This is a genomic window from Bradyrhizobium sp. AZCC 1610 (genome assembly GCF_036924515.1).
Classification (GTDB): domain Bacteria; phylum Pseudomonadota; class Alphaproteobacteria; order Rhizobiales; family Xanthobacteraceae; genus Bradyrhizobium.
The window spans coordinates 1,068,345-1,090,702 of record NZ_JAZHRR010000001.1 but is presented as its reverse complement, the minus strand read 5'-3'; the positions used below and the strand labels follow the sequence as shown (position 1 = coordinate 1,090,702).

General features: G+C 64.5%; 17 protein-coding genes. All 17 read right to left on the bottom strand.

Annotated features, from left to right (window positions below):
- Positions 1–13: 13 nt before the first annotated feature.
- Positions 14–946 carry an outer membrane protein assembly factor BamD gene (locus tag V1279_RS05485; protein WP_334433306.1) on the bottom strand — a complete coding sequence of 311 codons (933 nt, stop codon included), beginning with the start codon at positions 944–946 and terminating at the stop codon, positions 14–16.
- 310 nt (positions 947–1,256) lie between these two features.
- Positions 1,257–2,216 carry a UDP-3-O-acyl-N-acetylglucosamine deacetylase gene (lpxC, locus tag V1279_RS05480; RefSeq protein WP_334433303.1) on the bottom strand — a complete coding sequence of 320 codons (960 nt, stop codon included), beginning with the start codon at positions 2,214–2,216 and terminating at the stop codon, positions 1,257–1,259.
- 352 nt (positions 2,217–2,568) lie between these two features.
- The gene (ftsZ, locus tag V1279_RS05475; RefSeq protein WP_334433301.1) at positions 2,569–4,374 is read right to left on the bottom strand and encodes a cell division protein FtsZ; all 1,806 of its coding nucleotides are present in this window, start codon (positions 4,372–4,374) and stop codon (positions 2,569–2,571) included.
- Positions 4,375–4,462: 88 nt separating this feature from the next.
- Positions 4,463–5,782, bottom strand: coding sequence for a cell division protein FtsA (gene ftsA, locus V1279_RS05470; protein ID WP_334433298.1), 1,320 nt, complete (start codon positions 5,780–5,782; stop codon positions 4,463–4,465).
- Positions 5,779–6,759: a cell division protein FtsQ/DivIB gene (locus V1279_RS05465; protein WP_334433296.1), complete on the bottom strand. Its 981-nt coding sequence runs from the start codon at positions 6,757–6,759 to the stop codon at positions 5,779–5,781. Before V1279_RS05465 ends, ftsA begins: the two co-directional genes overlap by 4 nt.
- Before the next feature lie 311 nt (positions 6,760–7,070).
- Positions 7,071–8,063, bottom strand: coding sequence for a D-alanine--D-alanine ligase family protein (locus V1279_RS05455; protein ID WP_334433294.1), 993 nt, complete (start codon positions 8,061–8,063; stop codon positions 7,071–7,073).
- Positions 8,063–8,986 (bottom strand): UDP-N-acetylmuramate dehydrogenase, encoded by a 924-nt coding sequence (gene murB / locus V1279_RS05450; protein ID WP_334433292.1) that lies wholly within the window; start codon positions 8,984–8,986, stop codon positions 8,063–8,065. The genes V1279_RS05455 and murB overlap by 1 nt, the downstream gene beginning before the upstream one ends.
- A gap of 2 nt (positions 8,987–8,988) precedes the next feature.
- Positions 8,989–10,392 (bottom strand): UDP-N-acetylmuramate--L-alanine ligase, encoded by a 1,404-nt coding sequence (gene murC, locus V1279_RS05445; protein ID WP_334433288.1) that lies wholly within the window; start codon positions 10,390–10,392, stop codon positions 8,989–8,991.
- Positions 10,393–10,550: 158 nt separating this feature from the next.
- Complete coding sequence (gene murG / locus V1279_RS05440; protein WP_334433285.1) at positions 10,551–11,651, bottom strand: undecaprenyldiphospho-muramoylpentapeptide beta-N-acetylglucosaminyltransferase; 1,101 nt, start codon at positions 11,649–11,651, stop codon at positions 10,551–10,553.
- A 47-nt stretch (positions 11,652–11,698) separates the two neighbouring features.
- Positions 11,699–12,850, bottom strand: a complete 1,152-nt coding sequence (gene ftsW / locus V1279_RS05435) for a putative lipid II flippase FtsW (protein WP_334433283.1) — start codon at positions 12,848–12,850, stop codon at positions 11,699–11,701.
- A gap of 190 nt (positions 12,851–13,040) precedes the next feature.
- Positions 13,041–14,489, bottom strand: a complete 1,449-nt coding sequence (locus V1279_RS05430; protein WP_334433281.1) for a DUF5107 domain-containing protein — start codon at positions 14,487–14,489, stop codon at positions 13,041–13,043.
- A gap of 117 nt (positions 14,490–14,606) precedes the next feature.
- Positions 14,607–16,007 carry a UDP-N-acetylmuramoyl-L-alanine--D-glutamate ligase gene (gene murD, locus V1279_RS05425; RefSeq protein WP_334433279.1) on the bottom strand — a complete coding sequence of 467 codons (1,401 nt, stop codon included), beginning with the start codon at positions 16,005–16,007 and terminating at the stop codon, positions 14,607–14,609.
- A 10-nt stretch (positions 16,008–16,017) separates the two neighbouring features.
- The gene (gene mraY / locus V1279_RS05420) at positions 16,018–17,124 is read right to left on the bottom strand and encodes a phospho-N-acetylmuramoyl-pentapeptide-transferase (RefSeq protein ID WP_334433276.1); all 1,107 of its coding nucleotides are present in this window, start codon (positions 17,122–17,124) and stop codon (positions 16,018–16,020) included.
- Between the two features lie 202 nt (positions 17,125–17,326).
- Positions 17,327–18,709, bottom strand: coding sequence for a UDP-N-acetylmuramoyl-tripeptide--D-alanyl-D-alanine ligase (locus V1279_RS05415; protein ID WP_334433273.1), 1,383 nt, complete (start codon positions 18,707–18,709; stop codon positions 17,327–17,329).
- Positions 18,706–20,166, bottom strand: coding sequence for a UDP-N-acetylmuramoyl-L-alanyl-D-glutamate--2,6-diaminopimelate ligase (locus V1279_RS05410; protein ID WP_334433271.1), 1,461 nt, complete (start codon positions 20,164–20,166; stop codon positions 18,706–18,708). The genes V1279_RS05415 and V1279_RS05410 overlap by 4 nt, the downstream gene beginning before the upstream one ends.
- A gap of 48 nt (positions 20,167–20,214) precedes the next feature.
- Complete coding sequence (locus tag V1279_RS05405; protein ID WP_334433269.1) at positions 20,215–21,966, bottom strand: peptidoglycan D,D-transpeptidase FtsI family protein; 1,752 nt, start codon at positions 21,964–21,966, stop codon at positions 20,215–20,217.
- The gene (gene ftsL / locus V1279_RS05400; RefSeq protein WP_334433265.1) at positions 21,963–22,355 is read right to left on the bottom strand and encodes a cell division protein FtsL; all 393 of its coding nucleotides are present in this window, start codon (positions 22,353–22,355) and stop codon (positions 21,963–21,965) included. Before ftsL ends, V1279_RS05405 begins: the two co-directional genes overlap by 4 nt.
- Positions 22,356–22,358 lie beyond the last annotated feature (3 nt).

Sequence of the window (22,358 nt, the reverse complement as noted above, 5' to 3'; positions counted from 1 at the left end):
GCGAAGTAAATTCCTAACCGCGACCCATATTGGTCAAGGAACCGAGACCCAACTTCTTGAAGGCCCTGGAAATATAGGAACCCTTGTTCTCGCTCGGCTCGAGACCGCCGGACTTTACAAGATTATAGGCGTCCTTGTACCAGCGGCTGTCAGGAAAGTTGTGTCCAAGTACGGCCGCGGCCGTCTGCGCCTCGCCGACGATGCCGATCGCCATGTAGGCCTCGGTCAGCCGCGCCAGCGCCTCCTCGACATGCCGCGTGGTCTGGTAGCGGGTGACGACCGTCTTGAAGCGGTTGATCGCGGCGGTGTAGTCGCGCTTTTCCATGTAGTAGCGGCCGACGTCCATTTCCTTGCCGGCGAGCTGGTCGCGCGCGCCTTCGAGCTTGGCCTTGGCGGAGGTCGAATATTCCGAGGTCGGATATTTGCGAATCACCTCTTCCAGCGCCGCGATCGCCTTTTCGGTGCGGCCCTGGTCGCGGGAGATGTCCGGGATCTGGTCGTAATGCGAGGCCGCGATCAGATACTGCGCGTAGGCCGCATCGGAGCTGCCGGGATGCAGCGTCACGTAACGGGTCGCCGCGCCGATGCAGCTGTCATAGTCGCCGGAATTGTAGAAGGAATAGGCCGACATCAGCAGCGATTTGCGCGCCCAGTCCGAATAAGGGTGCTGGCGGTCGACTTCCTCGAATTTCTTCGACGCCGCCTTGTTATCCTTGCGCTGGTTCATCAGGTACAAGCCCTCATTGTAGAGCTTGTCCGCCGGTTCCTCGTTGAAGGTGTCGTCCTTGGCGGTGAACTTGTCCCAGAGCGCGCCCGTGCCGCATCCGCTCAAGGGAATGGCGAGCGCAATCAGGCCCGCCGCCAGCCGCAGCGACCGTCCGGCCCCGGCGAGGCTGGAAAGCCCAAGTGATTTGCGTGATTCGAGCGTCATACGCTGTGCCAACATGGAATCTGTGACCTGACGCCTTTGATGCGGTTGATGACTGAGCCCGCCCGTCCATGAACCGCGGTCATAGACGTCATATTCCCCGTGCCCAATGCGTTTGGTACACAATTCTTTCAGGCCTCGTGGCGCCCTGTGGTGCAACCGCAGGCCTCTGTAGCCGAAAAATGGTCCTCAACCAATCGAATACGCAGCCAATTCGCCCGGATTAAGGCGGCTGGACGACAGCCTTACCAATTGTGGTTACTACGGAAAACGCGTCGGTATGGCGCGAAAAAAGCTTGGAAAGTCAGGGACATTTCGCAGGCGAAAGTCAGGAAACATCCGGACCATAGACCGGGGCGATCAAGCCGCCCACCATGCCCGCACCGGCCTCGACATGGCCGCGGGGACGGCGTGCCGGCTCGGCCTCGACCACCCGCCAGGCGCTGCGATCGGCCAACAGGGCCGTCAGCACGGCGTGGTTCAGCTTGTGGCCGCCGCGCACCGAGCGGTAGGCGCCAAGCAGCGGCAAACCAGCCAGGGTTAGATCGCCAACCGCGTCCAGCGCCTTGTGGCGGGCGCATTCGTCGCTGAAGCGCAGCCCTTCGGTGTTGAGCAGACGGGCGTCATCGAGCACCACTGTATTCTCAAACGAGGCGCCGCGCGCGAAACCGGCGCTCCAGAGCCGCGCCACGTCGTTCATGAAGCCAAAAGTCCGGGCGCGGGAAATCTCGCGGCGGAAGCTTTCGGGGTTGAGATCGAGCGAGAAGTTCTGGCGGCCGATCACGGGATTGGCGAAGTCGATCTCGACCTCGACGCGGAACCCGCCTGCATGCGGGCGCAGTTCGCCGAAGCTATCGCCGATCGCGACCTGTACCGCTTTCAGCACCTGAATGAAGCGGCGGGAGGCCGACTGGGTGACGATGCCGGCCTGGTCGATGGCGGCGACGAAGGCCGCCGCGCTGCCGTCCATGATCGGAACTTCCGGACCGTCGACTTCGATGATGGCGTTGTCGACGCCCATGCCGCGCAAGGCAGCGAGCACATGTTCGGCGGTGGAAACCAGCGGGCCTTCCCGGTCGCCGAGAACGGTAGCAAGATCGGTGGCGGTTACGGATTCCGCGATTGCGGGAACTTCGCGGTCGGCCTCATCAAGGCCGGTGCGGATAAAAACAAAGCCCGCATCCACAGGAGCAGGTCCAAGCGTCAGGCTGACAGGTAGACCGGAATGAACGCCGACGCCCGTTACGGTGGCTTGCGACCGAAGCGTGGTTTGACGGCTGAATTTCATTCGCTAACTGCCCACTACCGACTTTACCTAAAGACTTGGAACCGGGCGTAAGCACCGATTCGCGTTTTAGGCATCCCCAAGTCACGGCAGACCATAGTCACCGCCCCGAAGCGCGCCAACTCACGCTTCTTTACCGATTGTTACCCTATCTCTGCCGCAATCGTGCCAAGGGTTAACCAAACTCCGACACGGGCGGACGCGAATTCAGACGCGATACCCGATCACGGAATGAATAATTAATGATTTAAAATCAGTTGGTTGGCCAGTGAGCCGAGGCTCGGCACAAGCCAAAGAGAAGGGGCCCCGGCTGGAACAGCCGGGGCCCTTTGCTTACCTCGATTGTAACAAAACCTCAGTTGGCCTGGCGTCGGAGGAAGGCCGGGATATCAAGATGGTCGTCGCCCTGTGGCGCCGGGGCAACAGGTGCCGGGCGGCCATGGACGTCCAAACCTTGCGGCGCCGGGCGTTTTGCGTACTCCGATACCGGTTCCTGATTCGCCGCCATTTGCTGCGCGACGCTACGCTGCGGCTTGCGATCGGGCAGCGGCGCCATCGCGGGACCGGAGGCGCGGGCCGCGATCGGCGGCTCGGTCTCTTCGTCGCGGCGACCGAGGCCGACATTGGCGAGCCGCTGCAATAGCGACAGCCGCGTCTTCTGCGGATGTTCCTCCTCTCCGTCGCCGCGGGCGTGCCGGATTTCGGCCTGCGCTGGCATCGGGAGATCCTCGAATTTCGGCATCCGCGGCGAGCGGGACGGCGGACGTTCGGCCGCCTGCGGGATGAAGGTTTCGGGTGTCGCCGGCTGCTCGGACTCGACGCGGGCGGCCTCGTTATGATCCGGGAACAGGGTCGGCTTCTGCGCGATCGGGCGGACCGTGACGTCGCCATAGGACGCCGGCTGGATCGGCGCCTGTTGCGGCGTCTCAACCGCCGCGGCGATCGCGGCGAGCGCTGCACGCTCGACATTGCTGGACGAACGTTGCGCTGGCGCGGCGGCGCCAGGGGCCTGCGCGGGAGCCGGAGCACCCCCCTGCGCCGCCGGCTCGAGCTTCTGGGCGCGTTCGGCCAGGCGCGCATTGTCGGCGCGGAGGCGAGCGGTCAGTTCGGCCAGACGGCTGTCCGGCGAGGACGTGCCGGTGGCGGTGGCAGTGGTCGCGGCCGCCGGGGCGGCGGCGGCATTGCGCGCGATCTGCGCCTGCTCGATACCCGTGGCGACGACGGAAACGCGGATGATGCCGTCGAGCGTTTCGTCGAAGGTGGCGCCGACGATGATGTTGGCGTCCTGATCCACCTCCTCGCGAATCCGCGTGGCGGCTTCGTCGACTTCGAACAGCGTGAGGTCCTTGCCGCCGGTGATCGAGATCAGCAGGCCGCGGGCGCCCTTCATCGATGAGTCGTCGATCAACGGGTTGGCGATCGCAGCTTCCGCTGCGGTCAGCGCCCGCTTCTCGCCGGTCGCTTCGCCCGTGCCCATCATCGCCTTGCCCATTTCGCGCATCACGGCGCGGACGTCGGCGAAGTCGAGGTTGATCAGGCCTTCCTTGACCATCAGGTCGGTGATGCAGGCAACGCCCGAATAGAGCACCTGGTCGGCCATCGCGAAGGCATCGGCGAAGGTGGTCTTTTCGTTGGCGACCCGGAACAGGTTCTGGTTCGGGATGATCAGCAGCGTGTCGACCACCTTGTGCAGTTCGGCGATGCCGGACTCGGCGGTGCGCATGCGGCGCATGCCCTCGAAGTGGAACGGCTTGGTCACGACGCCGACGGTGAGGATGCCCATTTCGCGCGCGGTCCTGGCGATCACAGGGGCTGCGCCGGTGCCGGTGCCGCCGCCCATGCCGGCAGTGACGAACACCATGTTGGCGCCCGAGAGATGGTCGCGAAGCTCGTCGATGACCTCCTGCGCCGCCGCCGCGCCGACATCAGGCTGGGACCCCGCGCCGAGGCCCTGCGTCACCTGCGTGCCCATCTGCACGATGCGCTGCGCCTTCGACATGGTCAGCGCCTGCGCGTCGGTATTGGCGACGACGAAGTCGACGCCCTGCAACCCGGCAGTGATCATGTTATTGACGGCATTGCCGCCTGCTCCACCGACGCCGAAGACGGTAATCCGCGGTTTCAGCTCGCTGATGTCAGGGGGGGTCAGATTGAGTGCCATGGTTGCCTCTCCTACGACGCGCGCGTTGGTTCGCCCCGGCCGACGGCCGCGGGATTTGGTGAAAATCGTTTGGTCATTGGACCGGTCATCAGAAGCCCTCGCGAAGCCATCGTCCGACCTTTCCGAAATAGCCGTCAGTCCCTGTCCTGAGCTGCCGCGTATGCCGCGGTTCAACGTGTTCCAGATGAGCGTATTGCGGATAGACCAGGAGGCCGGTCGGCACTGCGAACGAGGCGCTCTTGGCCTCGTTGGGCAGCCGGCCGAAACCGAGCGGACGGCCGATCCGGACCGGCCGGTTGAGAATGCGGGTGGCGAGTTCGACGGTGCCGGTCAGCTGGGACGCGCCGCCGCTCAACACAACCCGCGCCCGCGGCTCCGCCGCAAAGGGGGAATCGGCGAGCCGGTCCCGGACCATTTCAAATATCTCCTCGGCGCGATGCCGGACGATGTTCGCGATCGTGGCGCGCGAGACGATCTGCGGCGCATCTTGTTCCTCGCCTGCAGTCGGAACAGACATCAACTCGCGCGCGTCGGACCCGCCGGTCAGCACGGTCCCGTATAAAGTCTTGATTCGCTCGGCATCCGCAATGCATGCGCCGACGCCGCGTGCAAGATCCATGGTGACGTGCTGCCCGCCGAGCGCAAATCCGCTGGCATGAACGAAGCGGCCGGCGGAATAGGTCGCGATCGTGGTCGATCCGGCGCCCATTTCGACCACGGCAGCGCCGAGATCGGCCTCGTCGTCGGTCAACACGGACAGGCCTGCGACATAAGGACTCGCCGCCATGGCCTCGACATTGAGATGGCAGCGCTCGACCACCAGCATCAGGTTGCGGGCAACCGTTGCATCCGCCGTCACCACGTTCATGTCGACGCCGAACTGCCGGGCCACCATGCCGCGGGGGTCGCGGATGCCCTTGACGCCATCCAGCGCGTAGCCGACCGGCAGCGCATGCAGCACCGTGCGCCCCTCGCCGGTGGCGTGGCGCATGCCGGTGGAGGTCACCCGGGTGACGTCATCGGCGGTAACGGCGCCACCGCGGATATCGGCGGCGGCCTCGACCAGCTGGCCCTGCAGCCGGCCTCCGGAAACCGACAGCAATACTGACTCAACGCGGACCTTGGCCATGCGCTCGGCCAGCGCCACGGCCTGGCGCACCGCCTGCTCGCATTCGGCGAGATCGACCACGGAGCCTGCCTTGACGCCGCGCGACTGGATCTGGCTGTAGCCGATCAATTCCACCGCATGGGTGCGGCCGCGCAGCGCCTCGTTCGCCGGAGACGGCTTCAGCCGCGCGATCATGCAGGCGATCTTGCTGGTGCCGACATCGAGCGAGGCCACCAGCGCCGTACGCTTGTGGTCGACGGGGCGCGTCTTCGGGGTCTGGTTGCGATCGAGGCCGGTCATGCGTCACCGGCCTTTTTCTTGGGTTTCTTGTCCTTGAACAGTTCTTCGCGGGCCTTGGCCGCGTCATCAGACAATTGCACGGTGAGCCTGTCCGGCAGGCGCATGTCGACCGCGACGATGTCGCGCGAGAACAGCCTGTCGTCCTTGTCGAGCTTGCTGAGCACGGCAAGCGCATTGCCGACGTCGTTCTCCGGCAGGCGAATGTCGAGCCCGTCCTTCAGCCGCAAATTCCAGCGCCGTTCGCCGACGAGGATCGCAGCCTTGGTCGCTGAGCGAACCTGCGGATAGCGGTCCAGAAGGGCGAGGAAGTCGCGGGCCTTGACATCGGCGCCCTTGCCCACCACCAGCGGCAGCGTCACGAAGCGGCGCGACACGTAGGGCTCCAGCACCGCGCCGTCCTCCGAGATTACGGACAGCCGGCCGTCCTGCTGCCACAGCGCGAAAGCCGTGCGCTCAACGATGTCGATCTGCAGCTGGCCTGGATAAAGCTTCAGGATGGTCGCATCCGATATCCACGGATTGGCCTTGAGCTTGTCGCGCACGGTGGCAGCGTCGAGAAACAACAGCGAGGAGCGGCCATTGACGCCGCCGATCGCGAGCACCTCGTCCTGGCTCAATTGTTTGCGGCCGTTGATGGCGACTGTGGTGATGCGGAATCCGGCCGAATTGGCCAGCGCATTACGAGTATCGCTGAGCGCAACCATGAAGTCGTCGACATGGCCGCCCTTGACGATGCCCAAGCCTGCGCTGCCGAGCAGCATCAGCGCGGTCAGGGTGACGCCGAGGCGATTCGGAAGATGACGTTCGACCAGACGGACCAGACGATTCGGCGGGTCGCGATCGATCACGGACCTCGCCGGGACGCGGGCGCCCAGCCGCTCGCGCAGCAGCACGGCCGCTCCAATAGCGGCCGCCTTCAGGTCAGCTTGGGGCCCCAGCGATCTCAGCGACCGAGCGAGGCGTCCTGCACCATCCATTGCACGAGCCTGTCCAAGTGTTGTTCCCGCAAGCGTTTTTGCGGGTTCCGGCCCATATGACGCCTCGGTCTTGCCGGACTTGGTGCTGATCTAAAGTCGGAACAGCGCACGCCCCGGAGCCAAGCGCAACATGCGCCGCCAGCGTTAACCTTCGGACTTCCTGGTAAACAAAGTGTAAATTCGCGGCGCCGCGGACGCGCTTTGGTGCGTCTTTTGAGTGGTTTGCCGGACAATTCTTAGGATTTTAGCAACAATTCTCGTGGCGAGGTTAGTTCCGGGTTAACGGCCTGTTAACGGCTTGGCGGGGCCGTTCAAACCCGTTCCCGGTTCCGCAGTTCGGCCAGCGCGACCTGTTCGCGCAGAAAATCCACGAATTCGATCCCCTGCGCCTTCAGCGCTTTCGGGTAGAGCGATGCTGCCGTTAGTCCCGGCAGCGTGTTGGTTTCCAGGTAAACCAGCCCCTTCGCCGAGACGATGAAGTCGGTCCGGGAGTAACCGCTGCACGACAGCGCCCGGTGTGCCCGCAGCGCCTGGTCCATGAGCGCGGCGCTGATCTCAGGCGAAAATCGTCCCGGGCAGATCTCCTGGGTGGATTTGAGCAGGTACTTCGCCGTGTAGTCGAACGCGCCTTCCGCCGGCACGATTTCGATCGGCGGCAGTGAAAGCACCGAGCCGTCGGGCCGCTCCAGCACGCCGCAGGTCGCCTCCACGCCCGAGATGAACGGCTCGATCAGATATTCCTCTGTTTTGGCGGCGTTGCGCACGGCTACGAGATCCTGCTTCGCATTGACGAAGATCAGGCCATAGCTCGATCCATCCCGCGCCGGCTTTGCGATCAGCCTGCCATATTCGGCAAACGCCGCGTCGAGGTTTTCCAGGGCGACACCGGCCGGCGCCGCGACGCCCGCAATCGCCGCGAATCGTTTGGCCGCCATCTTGTCGAAAGCGAGATTCGACGACGCCGAACCGGAGCCGGTGAAGGGAATCCCGCGCAGTTCGCACATCGCCTGCAATTCGCCGTTCTCGGCCCGGCCGCCATGCAGGCCGAACACCAGCACGCGATCCTCGGACTTCGCCTTGTCGAGCGCCGCTTCGAGCGGCAGGCCGCGGTTGCCGGGTTTGAATTCATTTTCGAACGGACGCGCGTGCCCAAGCAGCTTTTGCGACGCAACCTCATGCACCGTGTCGGCAATGTCCCAGAACCAGAGATCGGCTTCCGGCAACGCCCGATGCAGCGCCTGGGCGCTGGCGACCGAGACCAGCCGCTCCTTGTTGGTGCCGCCAAAGAGAATGGTAATCCGCATCAGCCCTGCTCGATCCCGATCCGCTTGATTTCCCAGTGTAGCTCGATTCCAGAATTCGCTTTAACCCGCTCACGCACGGTTTCACCCAGCGTTTCAATATCATGCCCGGTGGCGTTACCGGTATTGATGAGGAAATTGCAGTGCATTTCCGAGACCTGCGCCCCGCCCACGCGCAAGCCGCGGCAGCCGGCGGCGTCGATCAGTTTCCAGGCGCTGTTGCCGGGTGGATTCTTGAAGGTCGATCCTCCCGTCTTTTCGCGAATCGGCTGAGCGGTTTCGCGATGGGTCTGCACCTCGTTCATCCGCGCGCGAATGGTTTCGGCGTCCGTGACGGCGCCTTGAAAGCGCGCCGACGTGAAGATGATCGACGGGTCGACGCCGTTGTTACGGTAGACGAACTTCATGTCGGCATTGGTGAAGACATGCCTGGCGCCGTCGCGGCCGATGCCGACGGCCTCGACCAGCACATCCTTGGTCTCGCTGCCATTGGCGCCGGCATTCATCCGCAGCGCGCCGCCGATGGTGCCGGGGATGCCGAAGAAGAATTCCATGCCGCCGATGTTGGCGGCTGCCGCGGTCTCCGCCACGCGCTTGTCGAGCGCGGCTGTGCCCGCGCTGACGATATCGCCTGAAGCCAGGGTCTCGCCAAACGCCCGCGGCGACAGCCGGATCACGACGCCCGCCATGCCGCCGTCGCGTACGATCAGGTTGGAGCCGACGCCGACGACGTAAACCGGCAACTCGTTCGGAAGCAGCTTCAAGAAGTACGCGAGATCGTCTTCATCCGCCGGCGTGAACAGCACCTGCGCCGGCCCGCCGACGCGAAACCACGTCAGCTCCGCCAGCGACTGGTTCGCCAGCAACCGCCCGCGCAGTTGCGGCATCGCGGCCTTCAGATCGGGCGTGATGTCGGGAAAGGTCACGGCTACCCCAACGCCTTCAGTTCGCCCGGCAAGGCGTAGGCCCATTGCGTGATGTTGCCGGCGCCGAGGCAGACGACGAGGTCGCCCGGATGCGCAATTCCGTGAACGACCTTGGCAAGCTCCGCCGAACTCTGCAGCGGGATCACCTCGCGATGGCCATGCGTGCGCAGGCCGAGCACGAAATGATCGCGGTCGATGCCCTCGATCGGCGCCTCGCCGGCCGGATAGACCTCGGCGACGATGACTGCGTCCGCATCGTTGAAGCAGGTGCAGAATTCCTCGAACAGCGATTGCAGCCGGGTGAAGCGATGCGGCTGCACCACGGCTATGATCTTGCCGTTGGTGGATTCACGCGCCGCTTTAAGGACGGCTGATATCTCGACCGGGTGATGGCCGTAATCGTCGATCACGGTAACACCGTTCCATTCGCCGGTCCGGGTGAAGCGCCGCTTGACGCCGCCGAAGCCCGCCATGGCCTTGCGAATCGCCTCGTCGGAAATGCCGAGCTCGTGCGCGACCGCGATCGCCGCTGTCGCATTTGCCGCGTTATGCCGTCCGGGCATCGGCAGCAGGATGTCTGCGATCTCGTGGGTGGCGTCGGTCTTGCGGTTGCGGAACACGACCTTGAATTTGGAGCCGCCGCCGGTCGGCGTCAGATCAACCAGCCGCGCGTCGGCCTGCGGATTCTCGCCATAGGTGATGATGCGGCGGTCCTCGATCCGGCCGACGATCGACTGCACGACGGGATGATCGATGCACATCACGGCAAAACCGTAGAACGGCACGTTCTCGACGAAATTGCGGAAGGCGTCCTGCACCGCCTCGAACGTCTTGAAATGGTCTAGGTGCTCGGGGTCGACATTGGTGACGATGGCGACATCGGTCGGCAGTTTCAAGAATGTTCCGTCGCTCTCGTCGGCTTCCACCACCATCCAGTCGCCCGCCCCCAGCCGCGCATTGGTGCCGTAGGCGTTGATGATGCCGCCATTGATCACGGTCGGATCAAGATTGCCGCCATCCAAGAGGGCTGCGACCATCGAGGTGGTCGTGGTCTTGCCATGGGTGCCGGCAATCGCGACGCAGCTCTTCAGCCGCATCAGTTCGGCCAGCATTTCGGCCCGGCGCACCACCGGAATGCGCTGCGCGCGGGCCGCCATCAATTCGGGATTGTCGCGCTTGATCGCGGTCGAGACCACGACCACGTCGGCGCCGTCGATATTCTCGGCCTTGTGGCCGACCGAGACTGTGATGCCCTTCTCCCGCAACCGCGTGACATTGCCGCTCTCGGAGGCGTCCGAGCCCTGCACGGTGTAACCGAGATTGCACAGCACTTCGGCGATGCCGCTCATGCCGATGCCGCCGATCCCGACGAAGTGAATGGGTCCGATCTCGCGCGGCAGTCTCATGAAACGTTCCCTGTCGTCATCATCCGCCTTGTGCGCCGTTGAGCACAGCAGCGGATGATCCAGTATTCCGCGAAGCCGAGGCTCAAATCAGGCGCCGCAGGATACTGGATGCCCCGCTTTCGCGTGGCATGACAAGGGGCAATTTTGCGGACAACCGCCTAGATTCCGGCGGTTTTCATCACCAGATCGGCTAGCCGTTCGGCGGCGTCGAGCCGGCCGACCTTGCGGGCGGCGGCCGCCATTGCGGTCAGCCGGGCGGGTTCGGCGGCGAAGGCGGAGATTTCCGCCGCCAGCCGGTCGGGCGTGAACTCGGCCTGTGGTATCCGTAAAGCTCCGTCTACCTGGGCCAGCACGCCGGCATTGGCGAACTGGTCCTGGTCGATCGCGCCGGGCAGCGGCACCAAAATCGAGGGCCGGCCGATCGCGGCGAGTTCCGCCACCGTGCCGGCGCCGGAGCGCGAGACCACAAGGTGACTGGACGCCAGCCGCGCCGGCAGGTCGGTAAAGAATGGCGCCAGTTCGGCATTGATCCTGCGCCGCTCATAGATCGAGCGCACCCGCCCCATGTCTTCCTTGCGCACCTGCTGCGTCAGAATCAGGCGGCTCCACAGCATCGGCTCCAGCTTTTCGATTGCGCCCGGCACGATATCGCTCATGACCCGCGCGCCCTGGCTGCCGCCGACCACGAGCAGGCGCAGCGGCCCGTTCGGTTCGGGAGACGCGAACGGCACGGCGGCAGCCGTGAGGACCGCGGGGCGCATCGGCGTGCCGACGGTCGTCGTCTTGCCCGCGAGATCAGGATCGCGATCGAGCACGCCCGGCAGCGAGGTGGCAATTGCGTTGACACGGCGGGAGAGAAAGCGGTTGGCGCGGCCGAGCACGGCATTGGCGTCGTGAATGATGCCGGGCACGCCGAGCAGCCTTGCCGCCATCAGCGGCGGCAGCGTCGGGTAGCCGCCGAAGCCGACCACGGCGGCAGGTTTTAGCCGCCGCACCAGATTGGCAGCAACCAGCGTGCCGTAACCGAGCATGTAAGCGGTGCGCGCCAGCGACAGCAGCGAGCGGCCGCGCACGGTCTCGCTCGGCACCACGTCGATATTGTCCCTGGTGAACAGGCCGCTGTAGCGTAGCGCTCGGGCGTCGGTTGCGAGACGCACACGCAGGCCGCGCTTGATCAGCTCGACGCCCAGCGCCTCGGCGGGAAACAGATGACCGCCGGTGCCGCCGGCTGCCAGCAGAATCAAAGGGGCATTGTCCATGGCTTCAAATAGCCGACGGCGCGGCCGCCGTCACCACGTCCGTGCGGTCAAGCGTAACCGCGCGCCACGCCCGCCGCGTTCATCGATTCCACCTCGGTACGCGGGCGTTGCCGTGTCAGCGCCAGCATCATGCCGACGCCATAGGCCAGCGAGATGATCGACGAGCCACCATAGGAGATGAAGGGCAGCGTCATGCCCTTGGCGGGGACCAATTGCAGATTGACCGCCATGTTGATCGCGGCCTGCATGCCGAACAGGATCGCAAGCCCCGACGCCGCAAAGCGCGCGAACATGTCCTCGCTCGAATAGGCGCGCGTCAGTGTCCGGATCACGACGAAGGCGAACAGCGAAACCAGCGCCAGGCACAGGATGATGCCGAACTCTTCGGCGGCCACCGCGAACACGAAGTCGGTATGGCTGTCTGGAAGACTGCGCTTTGCGATGCCCTCGCCGGGCCCGAGGCCGAACCAGCCGCCGTTCCAGAACGCTTCCATCGCCATGTCGACCTGAAAGGTGTCGCCGGATGCCGGGTTCATGAAGCGCCTGATGCGGCCGGCGACGTGCGGCACCAGCAGATAGGCGCCAAACAATCCCGCCGCCGAGACGCCGGCAAGGCCGGCCACCCAGATCATCCGCATGCCCGCGATGAAGAACAGCGCGCCCCACACCACCAGGATCAGCATGGTCTGGCCGAAGTCCGGTTCCATCACCAGCAGCGCCACCAGTGTCAGCAACAGCACGATCGCCATCGAGGTCGCCGGCATTTCCGGCCGCTTGGTCGATTCCGCAAATAGCCACGCCGCCATCACCACGAAGGCGGGCTTTGCGGATTCGGAGGCCTGGATGTTGACGCCAAGCAGCGTGATCCAGCGCCGCGAACCCTTCACCTCCGCGCCGAAGACAAGCGTCGCCACAATCAGCAGGATCGAGACCACGAAAACCAGCAGCGCGAGACGGCGGATCTGCTTGGACGACAGAAACGACACCCCGATCAGCACCATCAGGGAAGGCAGCAGGAACAGCACGTGCCGGCCGAAGAAATGGAAGGGATCGAGCCCGATCCGCGTCGCCACCGGCGGGCTCGCCGCCAGCGACAGGATGACGCCGCCCAGCATCAGCACCATGATCGCGCCGAGCAGCAGCTTATCCACGGTCCACCACCAGTCCGAAAACGGCGTGCGTTGGTCACGGGCGAGCATGGGCGTCCCCAAAATGGCAGAGGTAACGCCCATTGGTGGCGCAGGATGGTTTATGGGGGGTTAACGAGGTAGGTAACTTTTGAGAGATCAGCCAACGCTGCGTAGGATGGGTGGAGCGAAGCGATACCCATCAATTGCGTTTGGCAAAAGATGATGGGTATCGCTGCGCTCTACCCATCCTACAGTCAAACTACTTTATTTTTGTTTCGGCCGCGATCAGCTCTTTGCCTTCCGCGGTCGTGATCGTCAGCCGCACTTGTTCGCCGCTGCCGCCGGCAGGGATCGCCGCGGAAATGCGATTTCCGTTTTTCGGGTCGGCTTTCACGGCGTCGTTGAACAATATCGCATCGCCGCGTGTCAACGTGACGCGCAACGGCGTGGCCGGTTCGATGCTGAAGAACTGAAGATTCACGCCTGATGCCTCGGCCGAGAGATTGATCAGGATTTTCTCGTTCGCGGCCGTCACGTTGCTCATGCCGACGGTCGGACTGTAAGTCTCCGTGACAGACACTTCGCTCCGCGCGGGAAGCTTGGCGCGGTGGAAGAACTGGTCCGACACGCCCGCCCACAATTCGACGTAAGGCCGCACTTCGTTCGGGTCTTTGCGCGCGTCAGTCTCGTTCGTGAACGACGGAAATCCCCACGTCCACATCTTCAGGCCCGGCGTGACCGTATTGTCGGCGATGCGGATGATTCCCTCCTCGTTGTCGTGGTTGATCACACCCCAGAAATTCCCGCCCCGCATATCGGGCGCCGCGTACGCGATGCCCATTGTCGGCCAGTTCTTGAAGTAGCGCAGTTTTTCGAAACGACTCTTGCCCGGACCTAAGCTCCCATCGCTTTCGGACAGATTGGCCGACCAGGCGGGCGTGCTGTAGGCCTCGATCGGCGCGATGATTTCGGCGCCGCCGGTCGTCTTGGGGTTTTTCGGGTCCGATCCCGGCGCGAGCGTCGTGCACGTCCAGTACTCGTAATCGATCGTCCGATCGTGCGGATTCTTCAGCACCACGCGCGCATCGAGCGCGGCGCGATCGGCTTTCAGCGTGACATAGTAAGTCGCTTCGATACCCGTCGAGCCCTTGAGGAACTGCGTTGGTGCCGCGGAATACGCGAAATCATCTTTAAGCGACATCGACACGGTCACTTCGCCGGCACTCTCCTTCACGACCTTGAAGTCCCACGGCTTCAGCCACGCCTTTCCGTGCTCGGCATCAGGGAACGTCGGGAAGATGCCGCCATACACCATCAGCCAGTCGTAATAAAAATTGCTGGCCTTCATCCCGTAAGGCACGCCTACCTCGTTGCGATAAAGTTGTTCGTGGCCGGTCGGCTTGTAAATGATGGAAAGAATGCGTCCGCCAAATTCGGGCAGGAGCGTTACTTTCAGATAACGATTCTCGAGCACGTGGGTCTTGAACGTGCGATCGACGATGGTCTTCTTGTCGAGCGACCCGCTGACGAATCCGTTCTCCGCAGAGGTCGCGTACCTGACGGTGCTCCACGAAATCGTCGACTCGCTGAGAGACACCCTGTCGGACAACGGCGAAGCCGCATCCACGGCGGAATTAAACGCATAAGCCGCGGAAAGTATCGCAACCGCGAAACGAACGCGGATACGTGCCGGAGCATGAGTTGCCATTTACGACGCCCTCGAATGGGCAGTATGTAGGATGGGTAGAGCGCAGCGAAACCCATCAATCCGGTACCACAGCGATGGGTTTCGCTACGCTCTACCCATCCTACGCGATCCGCATCCTCACACCACCGGCTTGACGCCCGGCATCGCCGTCACCAGATCGCGAAACTTGGCGCCGCGGATTTCGAAGTTGCGGTACTGGTCGAACGAGGCGCAGGCGGGCGACAACAGCACCACGGGATCGACGAGCCCCGAAGCTTCCGCGTCGCGTGCGGCGTTCGCCACCGCCACATCGAGCGTTTCCGAAATCTCGTACGGCACGCGCTCGCCGAGCGTCCCTGCAAATTCCTGCGCGGCCTCGCCGATCAGATAGGCTTTGCGGATGCGCGGAAAGTACTCGGTCAGGCCGGTGATGCCGCCGAGTTTTGCCTTACCGCCGGCGATCCAGAAGATGTCGGCAAACGACGACAGCGCGTGCGCGGCGGCATCGGCATTGGTGCCCTTGGAGTCGTTGACGAACAGCACGTTGCCGCGGCGACCGACCTGCTCCATGCGGTGCGCAAGGCCGGGAAAGCTGCGCAGGCCGTTTTGCAACGTATCGGTCGCGATGCCCATCGCGAGCGCGCAGGCCGCTGCGCAAGCGGCGTTCTGCGCGTTGTGCAGGCCGCGCAGCGAGCCGATGCCGCCCAGCCTTGCGATTTCGCTGCGCGCACCGCCGGACGCCTGAACGATGGTTTCGCGCTCGACATAGATGCCGTCGGGCAGCGGGTTCTTCACGGAGATGCGCACCACGCGCTTACCGGCCTGATCGAGCCGGTCGGCGATGTTGCGGCTCCAGATGTCATCGACGCCGACGATCGATGTGCCCTGCGGCTGCACGCCGGCAACGAGCCGCGCCTTCACGGCGGCGTAGTGCTCCAGCGTGCCATGGCGATCGATGTGGTCTTCGCTGACATTGAGGAGAATCCCCACCGACGGATCGAGCGAAGGCGCCAGATCGATCTGGTAGGATGACATCTCGACCACGTGCACGCGCCCCATCCGCGGCGGCTCCAGCGACAGGATCGCGGTTCCGATATTACCACCCATCTGGGTGTCGTAGCCGGCCACCTTCATCAGGTGTGCGATCAGGGCGGTGGTGGTCGACTTGCCGTTGGTGCCGGTGATGGCGACGAACGGCGCGTCCGGCGCATGGCGGCGGCGCTCCCGGCAAAATAGTTCGATGTCGCCGATCACCTCGACGCCAGCCTGACGTGCCATCAGCACTGACCAGTGCGGCGCCGGATGGGTGAGCGGCGCGCCGGGCGTCAAAATCAGCGCCGAGAAATTCGTCCACGACACCGTGCGCAGGTCGGCGGTGGTGAAGCCGGCCTGGGCTGCCTTGGCGACATTGTCGGCACTGTCGTCGCCCGCGATCACCTCCGCGCCGCCGGCCTTCAGCGCGTGGCAGCTCGCGAGGCCCGAACCGCCGAGGCCGAAGACGGCGACCGTCTTGTCCGCGAATGAAGTGACGGGGATCATCGCGCGCGGCTCACCGCAGCTTCAGCGTGGAGAGGCCGGCCAGCGCCAGCATCACCGAGATGATCCAGAACCGGATCACTATCTGCGGTTCGGTCCAGCCCTTCTGCTCGAAATGATGATGCAGCGGCGCCATCCGGAACACGCGTTTTCCCGTCAGCTTGAACGAAGCCACCTGCACGATGACGGAGACGGCCTCCAGCACGAACAACCCGCCGATCACGGCCAGCACGATCTCATGCTTGACCGCAACCGCCGTCGCACCGATCATGCCGCCGAGCGCGAGCGAGCCGGTGTCGCCCATGAAGATCGAAGCCGGCGGTGCATTGAACCAGAGGAATCCTAATCCGGCGCCGAGCACCGCGCCGCACAGCACCGCGAGCTCACCAGTGCCGGCGACGTATCTGATCTGCAGATAATCCGAAAAGACCGCGTTGCCGGTCAGATACGAGATCATGCCGAAGCTCGCGGCGGCGATCATGACCGGCACGATCGCAAGCCCGTCGAGGCCGTCGGTCAGGTTCACCGCATTGCCGGCGCCGACGATGACGAACGCGCCGAAGATCACGAAGAACCAGCCGAAATTGATCACCACGTCTTTCAGGAAGGGTATCGCAAGCGACGTCGAGGTCGCATCACGGCCGAGCCGCACCAGCGCGTAGCAGGCCGCGAGCGCAATCACCGCCTCGATCAACAGCCGCAGCTTGCCGGCGAAGCCGCTATGGCTCTGCTTCGTCACCTTCAGATAGTCGTCGTAGAATCCGACGAAGCCGAAGCCGAGCGTCACCGCGAGCACGATCCAGACGTAAGGGTTGAGCGGATTGGCCCACAGCAACGTCGAGACCACGAGGCCCGACAGGATCATCAGGCCGCCCATCGTCGGCGTGCCCTTCTTGGAGATCAAATGCGATTGCGGGCCGTCGGTGCGGATCGGCTGGCCCTTGCCTTGCCGAAGCCGCAAATGATCGATGATCCAGGGTCCGAACAGGAACACGAACAGCGCGCCCGTCACCATCGCCCCGCCGGTGCGGAAGGTGATGTAGCGAAACACGTTGAACGCACCGCGGAAGATGCCAAAACCCGGGACGGTGTTGGAAAGCTCGATCAGCCAGTAAAACATTCAGGTCGGCCCTATCACGCGGCTTGGTTGCGCCGTCTTTGGCGGGAAGCGCTCCGGGAACGCCTGCGTTCCGGGAACGCGTTCGTTCCGGGAACGCCTTGATAATCGTTTTCATCCCCAAACCAAGCAAATCTTGGTCATGCATGGGGTATTGACGAATCGCCTCTCGCGGACACAACGCACCCGTCAGGTGCGGCCTAGTTTACGCCTTTGCCTGCAAGGCGGCCAGCAACCTCGGCACAAACTTGTTCACCCAGAACATCTTTTTGCTGCCCTTGACGACCACCACGTCCCCGTTCCGCAGCAATGCGGCGATTTCCTGGGGATCGAGCGTGGCCGGGTCTTCATGCCAGCCCAACGCCCGCTCCGCCGGCACGAGATCGTATAAATGGCGCATCAGCGGGCCGACGCAGTAAATGCCGTCGATGCCCGGCAGGTCTGCGGCGAGCTTCTCGTGATAGGCGGGCGCATCAGCGCCCAGTTCCAGCATGTCGCCGAGAACGGCGATGCGCCGGCCAGCCTTCACCGGCCGCGCCTTCAGGCTGCCGAGCGCGGCCACCATGCTGGCCGGATTGCCGTTGAAACTGTCGTCGATCACGGTGACGCCATGGGCCGCCTGCTCCACGCCGCGGCCGGTCATGATGCCGACATGGCTGAGCTCGTTGGCCAGCGACGCCGGTTCGAGCCCGGCGGCACGGACGGACGCCAGCGCGGCAAGCGCGTTCTGCAGCCGATGTGGCGCACCGGGCGTCAGGCCGAATTCGATTGGCTTGCCGTTCACCTGCGCAGTGACGTTCCAGCTCTCGCCCTCGGCTGCGTGGTTCAGCTCCCGCACCTCGGATCCCTCGCCAAAGCGAACGACCTTGCCGTTCCATTCCGGCGCCTCGACATCATCAGGCAGCACCAGCACGCCATCGTCAGGCAGACCTTGCGCGATGCTCACCTTCTCGCGCCGGATCGCTTCCAGGCTGCCGAGCTTTTCCAGATGCACCGGCTGCACGTTTACGACAAGCGCGACCGTAGGCTGGGTCAGTTCGCTGAGCCGCGCGATCTCGTCTGATTGGTTCATGCCCATTTCGACGACCCACACGCTCGCGCCAGGGCTGGCATTGCACAGCGTCAGCGGCACGCCCCAGAAATTGTTGAAGCTGCTCGGGCTGGCATAGGCGGCAGGATACGCGGCGAGGAACTCCTTGGTGCTGGTCTTGCCGGCGCTGCCGGTCAGGCCGATCACCGGACCGTTGAACCGCGCCCGCGCCGCGCGTGCAAGCCGCCACAGGCCATCGATCAACGTGTCCTCGACGATCAACTGCGGAACGCTGACGCCGTCGATCCGATGCGGGACGATCATCGCCACGGCGCCGGCCGCTTCCGCCTTGGCGGCGAATTCCCAGCCATCGCGCGCGCTGGCGAAACTGGAGATGAAGCCGCCGCTTGGCGTGCCGCTCAACGCCACGAACAGGCAGCCCGGTTTCACCAACCGGCTGTCCTGCGTGACGAAATCAATCGGCGTAGCGGGGTACTCGCCGGACAGCCCCAGCGCGCGCGCGACTTCGGCAGTGGTCCACAATGGCGTCGTGCTCATGCCACCCTCGCTGCGAGCGCGGCCGCCACCGCCTCGTGATCGCTGAACGGCAAAACCGTGTCGCCGACGATCTGGCCGGTCTCGTGCCCCTTGCCGGCGATCAGCAAGGCATCGCCGGGCTGCAGCGCTGCTATCCCTGCCCTGATCGCTTCAGCACGATCGCCGATGTCGCTGGCGCCCTTCGCCGCCGCCAGAATGGCGGCGCGGATCGTGGCCGGATTTTCGCTGCGCGGATTGTCGTCGGTGACGATGACTTGATCCGCATTCTCGGCCGCAATCGCACCCATGATCGGGCGTTTTCCGGCGTCGCGATCGCCACCGGCGCCGAAGATGACGACGAGTTTGCGCTTGGCGTAAGGCCGCAGCGCCTGCAGCGCCTTCGCCAGCGCATCCGGCTTGTGCGCGTAATCGACAAAGATCGGCGCGCCATTGTGTGCGCCGACCCGCTCCAGCCGCCCCTTGGCGCCTTCGAGATGCTCGAGCGCATCCAGCACAGCATCCGCCTCGCTGCCGGTGCCGATCGCGAGCCCCGCGGCAACGAGCGCGTTCTCGATCTGGAATTCGCCGACCAGCGGCAGCTTGATCGTGCAATTGCGCCCGCGGTTCGCCAGTGCAAGGTTCTGTGCATATCCTTCGACGGTAGCACCAACGAGGCGGATGCCTTCACCGGCGCCATCCGCATTGCGGCCGACGGTGATGATCCGCAAGCCCCGCGTCCGCGCCGCCTCGATCACTTCCGGCGAGCACTCATGATCGGCCGAGATCACCGCCGCACCACCAGGCGCAACGAGATCGCGGAACAGCCGCAGCTTGGCGGCGAGGTAATGCGCGACGTCAGGGTGATAGTCCATGTGGTCGCGCGTGAGATTGGTAAAACCGCCGGCGGCGATGCGTACGCCATCGAGCCGGAACTGGTCGAGCCCGTGCGAGGACGCCTCGAAGGCCAGATGCGTGACACCGTCGCCCGCGATCTCGTCGAGCTGCCTGTGCAGCGCGATCGGGTCCGGCGTCGTTAGCGAGCCGTACACCGTGCGCTTCGGCGAAACGAGGCCGATGGTGCCAATGCTGGCCGCTGCGTGGCCGAGCCGTTCCCAGATCTGGCGCGTGAACGCGGCCACCGAGGTCTTGCCGCTGGTCCCGGTCACCGCCGCGATGGTCGCGGGCTGCCGCGGATAAAATCTCGCCGCCGCCAGCGCCAGCGCGCGGCGTGGATTTGACGTGACGACGAACGGCACGCGGAGGCCGCCGGGCGGCGCATGGTCACCGGCTACCGCGACAGCCCCCGCCCGTATAGCCGAATCGACGAAGCGCGAGCCGTCGGTCTTGCTGCCTGCAATGGCAAAGAACAGGTCGCCCGGCTTCACCGCGCGGCTGTCGACCGCAAGGCCTTTCACATCGACAGCTTCCGCCTGCGGCTCGATCGCAGCGTCGTCGCTGAAGAGTTCGCGAAGTTTCATCGTGCTCCAGTCCGGCCCGGCGCAGCTTGGCGCGCCTGATCCTACGCCTTACTGGGTTGTCCTCGATGCCGCAAGAATAAGGCGGTCGGACGGCGGCAGATCGAAGCGCGGCTCGATGCCCAGAAGCGGGCCGATGCGGGCAATCACCTTGCCGCCGGTCGGCACCGCGTTCCAGCCCGAGGTAATGAAGCCATGGGTTTCCGGCAGCGCTTTCGGCTCGTCCAGCATGACCAGCAACTGGTACTGCGGATTGTCGGCCGGAATGATCGCGGTGAACGAGTTGAGCACCTGTTTCTTGGAATAGCGCCCGTTGACCACCTTTTCCGAGGTGCCGGTCTTGCCGCCGATATAGTAACCCTTCACGTCGGCCTTCTTGGCGGTTCCGATCTCGGCGTTCAGCCGCATCAGATAACGCATCTTGTCGGAAGTTTCCGTTCTGAGCACCTTCTTGGCGATCGCCCTGGCCTCCTCTTCCGACCGTTTGAGGAAGGTCGGGGGAATCAGGAGACCGCCATTGATGCAGGCGTTGATGCCCATCACCGCCTGCAGCGGCGCCACGGCGATGCCGTGACCGAAGGCGATCGTGATGGTGTTGAGCTCGCTCCAGCGCTTCGGCACGATCGGGGAGGCGCTTTCAGGCAGTTCGGTGCGCAGCCGGTCCATCTGGCCGAGCTTCTTCAGGAACGCCTTGTGCGCCTCGACGCCCTGCGCCAGCGCGATCTTGGCCGCGCCGACGTTCGAGGAGAACGTAAACACTTCCGACAGCGTGATCGCGCGGCCGACCGGATGGGTGTCGTGAATGGTGAACTTGCCGAACTTCAGTGCCCCGCGTCCATCATAGAGCGTGTTGAGGTTGGCCTTGCCGGAATCCAGCGCCATCGCCAGCGTCAGCGCCTTGAAGGTCGAGCCCATTTCGAACACGCCGGTGGTCAGGCGGTTGATGCGCTCGGGATCGTGCGCCTCTTTCGGATTGTTCGGGTCGAAATCCGGCAACGACACCAGGGCCACGATCTCGCCGGTCCGGACGTTGGAGACGAGGCCGGACGCCGCCTTGGCCTTGTATTTTTCCTTCGCCTTCAACAGCTCATCGCGCAGTGCATGTTCGACACGCAGGTCGATCGACAGTTCCACCGGGCGCTGCAGGCGATCGGTGGCGAAGCCGGCGCGGTGCAGATCGGCCAGACCGTTATTGTCCAGCCACTTCTCCATCCCGGCGATGCCCTGGTTGTCGATGTTGACGAGCCCGATCAGATGCGCGACCGCAGCACCCGTCGGATAGACCCGCTTGTTCTCGCGCAGGAAGCCGATGCCGGGAATGCCGAGCTTGTGGATGTCGTGCTGCTGTTTTGGCGTGATCTCGCGCTTCAGCCACACAAAGCCCTTGCGCGACGACAGGCGCGTGCGCGCCTCCGCTTCGTCGAGGTCCGGCAGCGCCGCGGTCAAAAGTTCGATCGCCTCGTCCTTGTCGATGATGCGCCTGGGCTCGCCGAACAGGCTCGGGCTCTTGACGTCGGTCGCGAGCACCGTGCCGTTGCGGTCGACGATGTCCGGCCGCGCGGTCGCAATCGCGTCCTGCGAGCCGGCCCGGCGCGCGCCGTGGCTGTCGGCGCCGACCGCGAACATCACCAGACGTCCGGCCAGCACCGCATAGATCGCCGCGAACAGCAGGATGGCCAATCCTACCCGCGCCCGGGCCTTGGCAGCGCGATCGACGTTGCGCCCGTAGAGCAGGCTGCGGATCAGCCGCTGCCGCCACGGTTCCGCGGGCCTCCTGACGTTGGCAAGCGCCCGGCCGGTCATTGCTGATCTCCCGGTGCGGGCACGGAGCCGGTTGTGGGCGGTGCTTCGGCGGCAGCCTCGATGGTATTGATCATCGCGCCGATCGGATCGGGCGCACCGGGCCTTGCAAAGGCCGGCGGCCGTTCCGGCAAATTCTTCAACTGATCGTATTGCGTGGCGTTGAGCGGCTTCAGGCCGAGATGGCGTTCGGCGAGCCCTTGCAGCCGCAGCGGCGCATCGAGCTTGGCCCATTCCGCGCGCAGCGCCGCTATGGCATCGCGCTGCTCGCGGATCTCGGCGTTCAGCCGCAGCACGCGCTCGACGCGCGCGGTCGATTCCATCTTGATCCGGTAGACGTAGGCCGCCGCGAACACCAGCACGCCGATAACGAGGAAGTGGATGACACGCATTGG